Source organism: Mycobacterium intermedium (assembly GCF_002086275.1).
Taxonomy (GTDB): domain Bacteria; phylum Actinomycetota; class Actinomycetes; order Mycobacteriales; family Mycobacteriaceae; genus Mycobacterium; species Mycobacterium intermedium.
Map to the genome: position 1 here is coordinate 86,506 of NZ_MVHT01000008.1, position 12,066 is coordinate 98,571.

10 protein-coding genes and 1 pseudogene are annotated in these 12,066 nt (G+C 65.9%); 10 read left to right on the forward strand and 1 reads right to left on the reverse strand.

Annotation, left to right across the window (positions count from 1 at the left end):
* Positions 1-190: 190 nt before the first annotated feature.
* Positions 191-646 (reverse strand): peroxiredoxin, encoded by a 456-nt coding sequence (locus BST27_RS05005; RefSeq protein ID WP_069417099.1) that lies wholly within the window; start codon positions 644-646, stop codon positions 191-193.
* 54 nt (positions 647-700) lie between these two features.
* Here BST27_RS05005 and BST27_RS05010 point away from each other — a divergent pair, with 54 nt between their 5' ends.
* The 10 genes and pseudogenes from BST27_RS05010 (at position 701) to BST27_RS05055 (ending at position 11,997) form a co-directional block, all read left to right on the forward strand.
* Positions 701-2,242 (forward strand): anthranilate synthase component I, encoded by a 1,542-nt coding sequence (locus BST27_RS05010; RefSeq protein WP_069417100.1) that lies wholly within the window; start codon positions 701-703, stop codon positions 2,240-2,242.
* Positions 2,232-2,900 (forward strand): TIGR02234 family membrane protein, encoded by a 669-nt coding sequence (locus tag BST27_RS05015; RefSeq protein WP_069417232.1) that lies wholly within the window; start codon positions 2,232-2,234, stop codon positions 2,898-2,900. Before BST27_RS05010 ends, BST27_RS05015 begins: the two co-directional genes overlap by 11 nt.
* 79 nt (positions 2,901-2,979) lie before the next feature.
* Positions 2,980-3,798, forward strand: coding sequence for an indole-3-glycerol phosphate synthase TrpC (gene trpC / locus BST27_RS05020; RefSeq protein ID WP_069417101.1), 819 nt, complete (start codon positions 2,980-2,982; stop codon positions 3,796-3,798).
* A 33-nt stretch (positions 3,799-3,831) separates the two neighbouring features.
* Entirely contained in the window at positions 3,832-5,130 is a 1,299-nt protein-coding gene (trpB, locus tag BST27_RS05025) for a tryptophan synthase subunit beta (RefSeq protein WP_069417102.1), read from the forward strand.
* Complete coding sequence (gene trpA, locus BST27_RS05030; protein WP_139805015.1) at positions 5,124-5,936, forward strand: tryptophan synthase subunit alpha; 813 nt, start codon at positions 5,124-5,126, stop codon at positions 5,934-5,936. Before trpB ends, trpA begins: the two co-directional genes overlap by 7 nt.
* A pseudogene (gene lgt / locus BST27_RS34965) lies at positions 5,933-6,779 on the forward strand (prolipoprotein diacylglyceryl transferase); the annotation flags it as partial. The gene trpA and the pseudogene lgt, both read left to right, overlap by 4 nt.
* 1,248 nt (positions 6,780-8,027) lie before the next feature.
* A complete protein-coding gene (locus BST27_RS05040; RefSeq protein WP_079219509.1) occupies positions 8,028-8,465 on the forward strand; it encodes a DUF2752 domain-containing protein in 438 nt (145 codons plus the stop codon).
* A 78-nt stretch (positions 8,466-8,543) separates the two neighbouring features.
* Positions 8,544-9,548, forward strand: a complete 1,005-nt coding sequence (locus BST27_RS05045; RefSeq protein WP_232007111.1) for a phytanoyl-CoA dioxygenase family protein — start codon at positions 8,544-8,546, stop codon at positions 9,546-9,548.
* A gap of 166 nt (positions 9,549-9,714) precedes the next feature.
* Complete coding sequence (pyk, locus tag BST27_RS05050; RefSeq protein WP_069417105.1) at positions 9,715-11,133, forward strand: pyruvate kinase; 1,419 nt, start codon at positions 9,715-9,717, stop codon at positions 11,131-11,133.
* Positions 11,134-11,997 (forward strand): acyl-CoA thioesterase II, encoded by an 864-nt coding sequence (locus BST27_RS05055; RefSeq protein ID WP_069417106.1) that lies wholly within the window; start codon positions 11,134-11,136, stop codon positions 11,995-11,997.
* Positions 11,998-12,066 lie beyond the last annotated feature (69 nt).

Sequence of the window (12,066 nt, forward strand, 5' to 3'; positions counted from 1 at the left end):
GCGTGAGCTCGCAGCGCCCTCTATTTCCCGACGCCATGCCTTAGCCGAGTACCGCTGACCAGGGCGCGGTTCCGTCGGCGTAATCGCTTGTGAGTCGCATTCTTTCGGCTGGCCGCTGCTTGACGGCGGTCACTGGAGATGGCACACGGCAGACCCGCGTCGCACGCGCGTAGCCTTGCGGCCCAAGGTATTACCGGGTGCGTAGCGTCGCCAGAGCCTTGTCGGCGTGGGTGTCCATGCTCAACTCGCTGGAGATCACCTCGAGCACCGTGCGGTCGGTGTCGATGACGAAGGTCGTCCGCTTGACCGGCAGCAACTTACCTAGCAAGCCGCGCTTGACCCCGAACTGTGTGGCGACAGTGCCGTCGGCATCAGACAGCAGCGGGTAGTCGAACCCCTCCTTGTCGGCGAATTTCGCCTGCTTCTGTACCGGATCGGTGCTGATGCCGACCCGATTGGCACCAACTGCGGCAAATTCCTGGCCCAGGTCGCGAAAGTGACATGCCTCTTTGGTGCATCCGGGCGTCATCGCCGCCGGGTAGAAGAACAACACGACGGGTCCGTCGGAAAGCAGCGAGCTGAGCTTGCGCGGCGTCCCGGTCTGGTCGGGAAGCTCGAAGTCGGGCGCAGTGTCACCTTTTTTCATGGTCGTCACGCTACGCCGGGCAGCCTGGAACGGCGTGTCTGGTTGGATGGTTCAGTGCATCTCAACCTCGCAGCAACCACCACACGGGAGGATTTCCGTGCGTTGGCGGCCGAACACCGGGTGGTGCCGGTGACACGCAAGGTTCTGGCCGACAGCGAGACCCCCCTGTCGGCCTACCGCAAGCTCGCCGCCAACCGACCTGGAACCTTCCTGCTCGAATCGGCGGAAAACGGCCGGTCGTGGTCCCGATGGTCGTTCATCGGCGCCGGTGCGCCGACGGCGTTGACAGTGCGGGACGGCGAAGCGGTGTGGCTGGGCACGGTACCCAAGGACGCCCCATCCGGCGGCGACCCACTGCACGCACTCCGGGCCACCTTGGAGGTGTTGGCGACCGCCCCCATCCCGGGGCTTCCGCCGCTGTCCGGCGGGATGGTCGGCTTCTTCGCCTACGACATGGTCCGACGGCTCGAGCGCCTGCCCGAACTGGCCGTCGACGACCTCGGGTTACCCGACATGCTTTTGCTGCTGGCGACCGACGTCGCGGCCGTAGACCACCACGAAGGCACTATCACGCTGATCGCCAACGCCGTGAACTGGAACGGCACCGACGAGCGGGTCGACTGGGCGTATGACGACGCAGTCGCGCGGTTGGACGTCATGACGGCCGCCCTCGAGCAGCCGCTGCCGTCGACGGTCGCCACCTTCAGCAAGCCCGAGCCGCGACACCGGGCACAGCGGACCGTCGACGAATACGGCAAGATCGTCGACTACCTGGTGGAACAGATCGCGGCCGGGGAAGCCTTTCAAGTGGTGCCCTCGCAGCGCTTCGAGATGGACACCGACGTCGACCCGATCGACGTGTATCGAATCCTGCGGGTCACCAACCCGAGCCCGTATATGTATTTGCTGCACATCCCGAATAGTGATGGTGCAACGGACTTTTCGATCGTCGGATCGAGCCCGGAGGCGCTTGTCACCGTCCACGACGGCCGCGCGACGACGCACCCGATCGCCGGCACCCGGTGGCGCGGCGCCACCGACGAAGAAGACCAGTTGCTGGAAAAGGACCTACTGTCCGACGAGAAGGAATTGGCCGAGCATCTGATGCTGGTCGATCTTGGGCGTAATGACCTCGGCCGCGTTTGCACGCCGGGGACCGTTCGTGTCGAGGATTACAGCCACATTGAGCGCTACAGCCACGTGATGCACCTGGTGTCCACCGTGACCGGGCTGCTCGACGAGGGTCGCACCGCGCTGGACGCGGTGACCGCATGTTTTCCGGCCGGCACCTTGTCGGGTGCGCCGAAGGTGCGGGCGATGGAGCTCATCGAAGAGGTCGAGAAGACCCGTCGCGGCCTGTACGGCGGCGTGGTCGGTTACCTCGACTTCGCCGGCAACGCCGATTTCGCGATCGCCATCCGCACCGCGCTGATGCGTGCCGGGACGGCCTACGTCCAGGCCGGTGGCGGCGTCGTGGCCGACTCCAACGGGCCCTACGAGTACAACGAGGCCCGGAACAAGGCAAAGGCCGTGCTCAACGCCATCGCCGCCGCCGAGACATTGTCCCCTCCCGGTGTTGGTCCCCGTGGCTCCTGACGCCGAGTCCGTCCGGCCAGAGCGCCGGGCCCGGCTCCGGATAGGCATCGCGCAAGCGCTGCTCGTCGTCGCTGCGGCGGCGCTGTGGACCGCGTCCCGGCTGCCCTGGGTTGTCATCCGGACGTTCGACGAACTGGGTCCGCCCAAGGAAGTGACGCTGTCGGGTGCGACGTGGTCCACGGCCCTGCTGCCGTTGGCGATGTTGATGCTGGCCGCAGCGGTGGCGGCGCTCGCCGTGCGGGGCTGGCCACTGCGAGTCTTGGCGTGCCTGCTCGCCGCCGCGAGCTTTGCGGTCGGCTATCTCGGCGTCAGCCTCTGGGTGATCCCGGACGTCGCGCCGCGCGGTGCCGAGTTGGCGCACGTCTCGGTGGTGACGTTGGTCGGAAGCGGGCGCCATTACGCGGGTGCGGTGGTCGCCATTGTGGCTGCGGTGTGCACGTTGGTTGCCGCCGTGCTGCTGATGCGTTCGGCGGCGGACGCGGGCAGCGCGAAGTACGCTGCGCCCGCCGCGCGCCGGTCACAGCGAACCAGAACTGAGACCGACACGGAGACTTCAAAGTCCGTTTCCGACATGTCCGAACGGATGATCTGGGATGCTCTTGACGAGGGACGCGACCCTACCGATCGGCCGCACGGGTCGGACACCGAGGGGCGGTGACGGACAGCACGTTGACGGTCGCTACCCTCATGAGCGTCGTCGAAATCGACTGCGAAGCGTCGGAAGGGAAACAGCAGGCATGAGTCCGGCCAACGTGCTTGACTCCATCCTCGAGGGAGTCCGAGCCGACGTTGCCGCGCGCGAAGCCCTGGTGAGCTTGTCGGAGATCAAAGCCAAGGCAGCCGCGGCACCGCCGCCCCTGGACGTCATGGCCGCGTTGCGCGAGCCGGGCATTGGGGTCATCGCCGAGGTCAAGCGGGCCAGCCCGTCCAAAGGTCAGTTGGCGCCCATCGCCGACCCGGCCAAGCTCGCCCGGGCTTACGAGGATGGCGGCGCGCGGATTATCAGCGTGCTCACCGAGGAGCGTCGGTTCCACGGCTCGCTCGATGACCTCGACGCAGTGCGGGCAGCGGTCTCAATTCCGGTCTTGCGCAAAGACTTTGTGGTGCAGCCGTATCAGATCCACGAGGCGCGTGCGCACGGCGCCGACATGCTGTTGCTCATCGTCGCCGCGTTGGATCAATCCGCGTTGGTGTCGATGCTGGACCGAACCGAGTCGCTGGGGATGACCGCGCTCGTCGAGGTGCACACCGAGCAAGAGGCGGACCGCGCGCTGAAGGCCGGGGCCAAGGTAATCGGCGTCAACGCCCGCGATCTCACCACGCTTGAGGTTGACCGGGACTGCTTCGCGCGGATCGCGCCCGGGTTGCCCAGCGAGGTGATCCGGATCGCCGAGTCCGGCGTGCGGGGCACCGGTGATCTCTTGGCGTATGCCGGTGCCGGCGCCGACGCTGTGCTTGTGGGTGAGGGATTGGTGAAGAGCGGCGACCCGCGTGCGGCCGTTGCCGACCTCGTCACCGCGGGCACCCATCCGTCCTGTCCAAAGCCGGCTCGCTAGGCGTTGCTGAGTTGTGCGCGTTGAGCCGTAGTAATGGCTGATATATCCCGCCCGGACCTTCCGCGCACGAGTGCGGCGATTGCCGAACGGACCAGCCACGACCCCGATGCCGGCGGCCATTTCGGGGGCGCTGGTCGTTGGGGCGGGCGCTATGTCCCCGAAGCGTTGATGGCGGTGATCGAAGAAGTCACGGTTGCCTACGAGAAGGAACGCGTCAACCAAGATTTCCTCGACACGCTGGACAAGTTGCAGACCCATTACGCCGGAAGGCCTTCGCCGCTCTATGAGACCAGGCGACTCGGCGATCATGCCGGGTCGGCGCGCATCTTCTTAAAGCGAGAAGATCTGAATCACACCGGTTCTCACAAGATCAACAATGTGCTCGGTCAAGCCTTGCTGGCTCGCAGGATGGGCAAGACCCGGGTGATCGCGGAGACGGGCGCCGGCCAGCACGGCGTGGCCACCGCGACGGCGTGTGCGCTACTCGGCCTGGACTGCGTCATCTACATGGGCGCGGTCGACACCGCACGCCAGGCACTGAACGTCGCACGGATGCGCTTACTCGGGGCCGAGGTCGTCTCGGTGGAGACGGGTTCGCGGACACTCAAAGACGCCATCAACGAGGCTTTCCGCGACTGGGTCACCAACGCCGACGACACGTACTACTGCTTCGGCACCGCCGCCGGACCGCATCCCTTCCCGACGATGGTTCGCGACTTCCAACGGATCATCGGCCTGGAGACGCGCGTGCAGATCCAGGAACAGGCGGGCCGGTTGCCCGACGCCGTCGTGGCGTGCGTCGGGGGCGGGTCCAACGCGATCGGCATCTTTCACGCGTTCCTCGACGACCCTGGCGTGCGGTTGGTCGGGTACGAGGCAGCAGGCGACGGCGTCGAGACCGGGCGGCACGCGGCGACCTTCACCGGAGGGTCGCCCGGCGCGTTCCAGGGATCGTTCTCGTACCTGTTGCAGGACGACGACGGCCAGACGATCGAGTCGCATTCGATCTCGGCGGGCCTCGATTATCCGGGGGTAGGTCCCGAACACGCCTGGCTCAAGGAGACCGGACGTGTTGACTACCAGCCGATCACGGACTCCGAAGCAATGGAAGCATTCGGCCTGCTGTCCCGGATGGAAGGCATCATCCCAGCCATCGAATCCGCGCATGCGGTGGCGGGCGCCCTGAAACTGGGCGTCGAATTGGGAAGGGGCGCGGTCATTGTGGTGAATCTGTCGGGTCGCGGCGACAAGGATGTAGAGACTGCCGCGAAATGGTTCGGCCTGCTTCCCCCGGGTGAGCAGGAGCGGAGTTCGGACACCAGCAAATCATGACGGTGGAGCAAGGCGAGATCAGCCGACTAGGGCCACTTTTCGACGCTTGTCGGGCGAATAACCGAGCGGCGCTTATCGGTTACCTGCCCACCGGCTTCCCCGATGTGTCGACCTCGTTGACGGCGATGACGGCCTTGGTCGAGTCCGGTTGCGACATAGTCGAAGTCGGAGTGCCCTATTCCGATCCGGGGATGGACGGTCCGACCATCCAGCGGGCAACCGAAACCGCGCTGCGTGGGGGAGTGCGGGTGCGGGACACGTTGGCGGCGGTCGAGGCGATCAGTCGGGCCGGTGGACGTGCGGTGGTGATGACGTATTGGAACCCGGTGTTGCGCTACGGGGTCGATGCGTTCGCGCGGGACCTGGCGTCGGCCGGTGGCCATGGCATGATCACCCCCGACCTGATTCCCGACGAGGCGCAAGACTGGTTCGCGGCATCCGACGAACACCGATTGGATCGCATCTTCCTGGTGGCGCCGTCGTCAACGCCCGAACGATTGGCGATGACCGTCGAGGCGTCACGCGGCTTCGTCTACGCGGCATCGACGATGGGCGTCACCGGAGCGCGTGACGCGGTCTCGCAGGCGGCGCCCGAACTTGTGGGAAGGGTCAAGGCTGTGTCTGACATTCCGGTGGGCGTCGGGTTGGGTGTGCGTTCGCGCGAGCAGGCCGCGCAGATCGGCGGATACGCCGACGGAGTCATCGTCGGTTCGGCGTTGGTGTCGGCCTTGGGCGAAGGTTTGGCGAGTTTGCGCGCACTGACCGAGGAACTGGCCGCCGGTGTGCGCCAGAGGGTGTCGTCATGACTACGACCTGGGTCGCGTACATTCCCAGCCCCCCGCGAGGGGTCTGGCACCTCGGGCCGGTGCCTATTCGTGCCTACGCGTTTTTCATCATCGTCGGCATCGTGGTTGCGCTGCTCATCAGTGACCGGCGCTTTGCAGCCCGTGGCGGGGAACGCGGGGTCGTCTACGACATTGCGTTGTGGATCGTGCCGTTCGGGTTGGTCGGCGGCAGGCTCTACCACTTGGCGACCGATTTTCCGACCTATTTCGGCAAGAATGGCGCCGGCCTGGCCGCGGCGTTGCGCGTCTGGGACGGCGGGTTGGGCATCTGGGGGGCGGTCGCGCTCGGTGCCGTCGGCGCGTGGATCGGCTGCCGGCGCCGTGGAATCTCGTTCCCTACCTTCTTAGACGCCGGGGCGCCCGGCCTCGTTTTGGCGCAGGCGATTGGTCGGCTGGGCAACTACTTCAACCAAGAGCTGTACGGTCGGGAAACGACGCTGCCGTGGGGTTTGCAGATCTACTACCGTCGCGACCCCGACGGTTTCATCGACGTCCATTCGCTCGACGGCGTTTCCACCGGGCAGGTGGCCTACGTCGTGCATCCGACGTTCCTCTACGAGTTGCTTTGGAACCTGCTGGTTTTCGCTGCCTTGATCTACCTGGACCGCCGGTACACGATCCGTAATGGGCGTTTGTTCGGGCTCTACGTCGCGTTCTACTGCGTCGGCAGGTTTTGCGTCGAGTTGTTGCGTGACGACACCGCGACACACATTGCCGGCATCCGGATCAATTCGTTCACATCGACGTTCGTATTCATCGGCGCCGTGGTCTACGTGCTCTTGACCGCCCCTAAAGGCCCTCGAGAACCAGAGCTTGTACCAACTCGTCCTGGTGCCGCAGGTAAAGAACCCGAACCCGGGAAGGAACCAGCCGCCGAGCCCGCGGCCGTTGCAGCGGCCTCCGCGAAGACCGTTGCCGCGCCCATCCCTGAAGGGGAGACCGGTGAGGCGGGTTCCGCGGACACCGTGCAGGCTGGCGTCGGCTCCGGGGCCGACGGCGAAGACGTCGAGGGTGACGAGGCCGAGACCGCGCAGGCTGAGGCGGCGGAGGCTGAGGATGCCGAGGCCGAGGATGCCGAGGCCGAAGTTGAGGAAACTGAGGTCGCCGAAGCCGTCGCTGAAGAGGCCGTCGCCGAGGGTGACGAGGGTGGGGCTGTCGAGGCCGGAGAGGCGGTGGCCGCAGAGGCTGAGGTCGCCGAGACTGAGGTCGCCGAGGCTGAGGGGGAGGCCGCTGAGGAGCCCGTCGCCGAGGGTGACGAGGCCGAGGAGGCAGAGGCTGAAGCCCTCGACGAGGAGCCTGCCGCCGAAGAGGCCGTCGCCGAAGAGGCCGTCACCGAAGAGCCTATAGCCGACGGTGACGAGACCGAGACCGCACAGGCCGAGGTTGCGGAGCCGGAGACCACCGAGAGCGGCGCCGAGGATCAGCCCGACGACGAATCGAGCGTGACAGAGCCCGAACCGGCTGACGCGGAGCCCGGTGACGCCGCCGAGGCCACCGCTGAGGACGCTGTGGTAGACGGCGGTGACGAGGTCGCGCCCGAAGCCGCCGCCGAGCCCGGGCAATCGGACGTTGAGGCGGATGCGGTCGACGTCGCCCACGACGCCGAAGCGGAGACGCCCGAAGCCGAGGACGTCGCGCCGGAAGTGGCGGCGCCTGAAGTCGCTGAGGCTGAGGAAGCGTCAGCCGAGGAGCCCGATGAGTCCGATAGCGCCGAGGCCGGCAAGCCAGACGAAGAGGGAGATCAGCCCCAAACCGAGACGCCGACCGAGGCCGAGCCGGACGTCCTCGCTGAGCCGACCGAAACTCCGGGCGCCGCGGCAAGCGTCGAGGAAAGCACCGCGGAAAACGGTGAGGAAAGTACCGAGCCCGCGCCGAAAGGATGGCGGGCGCGCTTGCGCAGTCGACGGCAGCGGTCGGGCCGATAGCCACTCCACCGCGGCGATTACATGCGTCAGGCATGGCTGTCCCTTGTCTGGCATGCTGAAACGGTGACCTACCAGCAGTGGCCTGGCGACAGGACTCCTGGCTCGCCCGGTAACCGCCCGTTGCGCGATGGAACCTGATCGGCTTTCCCGACCAGCCGAAGCTGGCCAGTCCCAGCGTCGTCTCCGTTGGTACGGCGCCGCGGGATCTGCGTTGCTGCTCATCCCGGCACTCGTCTACGTCGGACTCGCGGACCCGCACAACGCCAGTTCGGTTTACCCGAAGTGCCCGTTCAAGTTTCTCACCGGCTGGGACTGCCCCGGCTGCGGTGGCCTCCGGATGGTCCACGACCTGTTGCACGGTGACCTGGTGGGCGCCGTCAACGACAACGCCTTCTTGCTCATTGGGATTCCGCTGGCTGTGTTGTGGTTCTTGGTGCGTCGCCACCGAGGACCCGCGTCGCTCTGGCTGCCCGCGACGATCTTCGTGGTGGTGGCCTCCGTTGCTTGGACGGTGGTGCGAAATCTGCCCGGATTCCCGCTGGTCCCTACGGTACTGAGCGGCTGAAGACCTAGGCTCGACCGTCCGCGCACGGCGACCGGAATGGGGTCACCGTCGCGCCTTGCTGCACTATCATCAATGCTCGTGGGTACGTCGTTATCAGCGCAGGATGCGGAGCTCCGCAAGTTCTGGCGCGAATTGTGTCCTTGGATGTCGATCGAGGGTGATGGGACGCCCGCCTTCGCAGGACTCGGCGACCCCGGAGCACTGATCCCTGACCTGAACCGCGAGGGCTACGTTCAGGTGCCCGGTGTCTTCTCGGAGTCGTCCATCGTCCCGCTGCGCAGTGCTATCGCCACGCTGGCCGAGCGGAAGATACCGCTGCCCTTCGCGTTCGTTTACGACGAGCTATGGCTGATGTTCCAGGGTCTTGCCAGTTTCCTTTCCACCGTCCTGGGTGAGGACTACCGCGCCCTGCCCGACTTCTGGGTCTGGCACCTGTACCCCAACGACATGTCAACGGGCTGGGGTCCGCACCGCGACCGCACGATCCCGACGCTCGGACCCGACAACTCGCCCCATTCGCTCACGGTCTGGCTTCCGTTCACGGACGCGACGCCGCTCAACGGCTGCATGTACGTGCTGCCTGCGCACCTCGACGAACGGTTTCAGATGCGTCGTTGGGACGGCCCCAGCAACACTGCCGTCCCAAACCCGCAGAACATCCGGGCGCTGCCGGCCACCGCGGGCAGCGTGCTCGCTTGGAACCAGGCGGTCCTGCACTGGGGTGGGCGGGCCAGTCGGTTGGGAACAGGCCCCCGGATCAGTGCCGCGTTTGAGTTTCAGCGCGGCGACCACGTTCCCTTCAACCAGCCGCTCCTCGATCCTGGCCGCGTGCCTCCGTTCACCGAGCGACTCGGGCTGATCGGGAAGCAGGTCCTGCAGTATCGGCATATGTATCCGCTCAGCGACGAAGTCGCCGCCATCGCGACATCGCTGTTCGAGCGCTACATGCCCGGCGGGGGACCGTTGCCGACGGCGCCCACTGCGACACCAAGATTCGACGATCCACCCGCACCGACTCAAGAGCGACCACCGCGGGTGTACGCGAGCAGCGCAGCCGATCGATTGATCAGCTTGGGCTGGTAGCCCTTATCTGCACCCAACAGCGTTGCATTGCAATGCTTTCTGATGGCGCAGCCGCATGCCTGCGCCCGTTGTCGCGCGTGCAACGTCGACCACTTCCTGGTGCAAGTTGCACGCGTTACACAGCGGGACACGCCAGATGGGGCCGAGCGCGACTATGGTTGTCGTCGTGACTAGACGCGGAAAGATCGTCTGCACTCTGGGCCCGGCCACGCAAAGCGATGACTTGGTCAAGGCTCTCGTCGAAGCGGGCATGGACGTCGCCCGCATGAACTTCAGCCACGGCGACTACAGCGACCACGAAGCCGCCTATAAGCGGGTACGGGCGGCCTCAGATGCCACCGGCCGCGCTGTGGGCATTCTCTGCGACCTGCAGGGGCCGAAGATCAGGCTGGGACGCTTCGCCACCGGCTCCACCTACTGGGCCGACGGCGAAACCGTCCGGATCACGGTCGACGACTGCGAAGGCACCCATGACCGGGTGTCGACCACGTACAAGAGGCTGGCGCAGGACGCGGCGCCCGGTGACCGCGTCTTGGTCGACGACGGCAAGATCGGGTTGCAGGTCGAACAGGTCGACGGTAACGACGTCGTCTGCAAGGTCACCGAAGGCGGTCCGGTCAGCAACAACAAGGGCATCTCGCTGCCGGGGATGAACGTGTCCGCACCGGCCTTGTCGGAAAAAGACGTCGATGACCTGACCTTTGCCCTGGAGCTCGGTGTCGACATGGTGGCGCTGTCGTTCGTGCGCTCGCCGTCCGACGTCGAACTCGTCCACGAGGTGATGGACCGGGTCGGGCGGCGGGTGCCGGTGATCGCCAAACTGGAAAAGCCCGAAGCGATCGACAATCTCGAGGCCATCGTGCTGGCGTTCGATGCCGTCATGGTCGCGCGCGGTGACCTGGGCGTCGAACTTCCCCTCGAAGAAGTGCCCTTGGTGCAGAAGCGCGCCATCCAGATGGCCAGGGAGAACGCCAAACCGGTCATCGTCGCTACCCAGATGCTCGACTCGATGATCGAGAATTCGCGGCCGACGCGAGCCGAAGCGTCCGATGTCGCCAACGCGGTGCTCGACGGCGCCGACGCGCTGATGCTGTCGGGCGAAACGTCGGTAGGCAAGTACCCGTTGCTGGCCGTGCAGACGATGTCGCGCATCGTGTGCGCCGTTGAGGAAAACTCCACGGCCGCACCGCCCTTGACACACGTGCCGCGCACCAAGCGGGGCGTGATCTCCTACGCCGCCCGCGATATCGGCGAGCGGTTGGACGCCAAGGCGCTGGTCGCGTTCACCCAATCCGGCGATACCGTGCGGCGACTCGCTCGCCTGCACACACCGCTGCCGCTGTTGGCGTTCACCGATCTGCCTGAGGTGCGCAGCCAGTTGGCGATGACCTGGGGGACCGAGACGTTCATCGTCCCGCACATGAAGTCCACCGACGGCATGATCCGCCAGGTCGACAAGTCGTTGCTCGAGCTCGGCCGCTACAAGCGTGGTGACCTGGTTGTCATCGTTGCCGGTGCACCGCCCGGCACGGTGGGTTCGACCAACCTGATCCACGTGCACCGGATCGGCGAGGACGACGTCTAGTTGTCGGATTTCCAGGAACTGCTGGCGGTACTCGATCTGCAGCGGGTCGCCGACGACCGCTTCATCGGATCCCACCCCAGCAAGAACCCGATGCGGACATTCGGTGGATTGCTCATGGCGCAGTCCTTCGTTGCGAGCAGTCGCACGCTGCGCCATGACATCCCGCCGAGCGCATTCTCGGTGCACTTCGTCAACGGCGGAGATACCGCCAAGGACATCGAATTCCACGTCGTAGGCCTGCGCGATGAGCGGCGCTTCGCCAACCGGCGCGTCGATGCGGTGCAGGACGGCGTGCTGTTGTCCTCGGCGCTGATCTCCTACATGGCCGGCGGTCGCGGGCTGGAACACGCCGTCGACCCGCCGAAGGTTCCAAAACCGCACGATCTCCCGACGATTGGCGAGTTGTTGCGCGGCTACGAGGAGACCGTCCCGCATTTCGTCAACGCGCTGCAGCCGGTCGAATGGCGGTACACCAACGATCCGGCCTGGGTCATGCGCGACAAGGGCGATCGGTTGCCCTATAACCGGGTGTGGCTCAAGGCGTTAGGTCCGATGCCTGACGATCCGGTCCTACACACCGCGACGATGCTGTATTCCTCGGATACGACGGTGCTGGACTCGGTGATCACCACCCACGGGTTGTCGTGGGGTTATGACCGCATCTTCGCGGCTTCGGCCAACCACTCGGTGTGGTTTCACCGGCAGGTCAATTTCGATGACTGGGTGCTGTATTCGACGTCGTCACCGGTGGCCGCGGATTCGCGTGGACTGGGGACGGGACACTTTTTCGATCCCGCGGGGCAGCTCATCGCGACGGTGGTGCAAGAGGGCGTCTTGAAGTATTTTCCCCCTCGGTCCCGATAGACACCGCGCAACGCGTGGGGCCGATTCCGCGCCCCACCGGCCGCGCAGGCGTAGCGTTTGTGGGTAGTG

Bases quoted from the DNA above. Each gene is read 5' to 3' on its own strand.
- BST27_RS05040 (WP_079219509.1), top strand. From the start codon at position 8,028: ATGGAACCTGATCGGCTTTCCCGACCAGCCGAAGCTGGCCAGTCCCAG.
- trpC (WP_069417101.1), top strand. From the start codon at position 2,980: ATGAGTCCGGCCAACGTGCTTGACTCCATCCTCGAGGGAGTCCGAGCC.
- trpB (WP_069417102.1), top strand. From the start codon at position 3,832: ATGGCTGATATATCCCGCCCGGACCTTCCGCGCACGAGTGCGGCGATT.
- BST27_RS05005 (WP_069417099.1), bottom strand. From the start codon at position 646: ATGAAAAAAGGTGACACTGCGCCCGACTTCGAGCTTCCCGACCAGACC.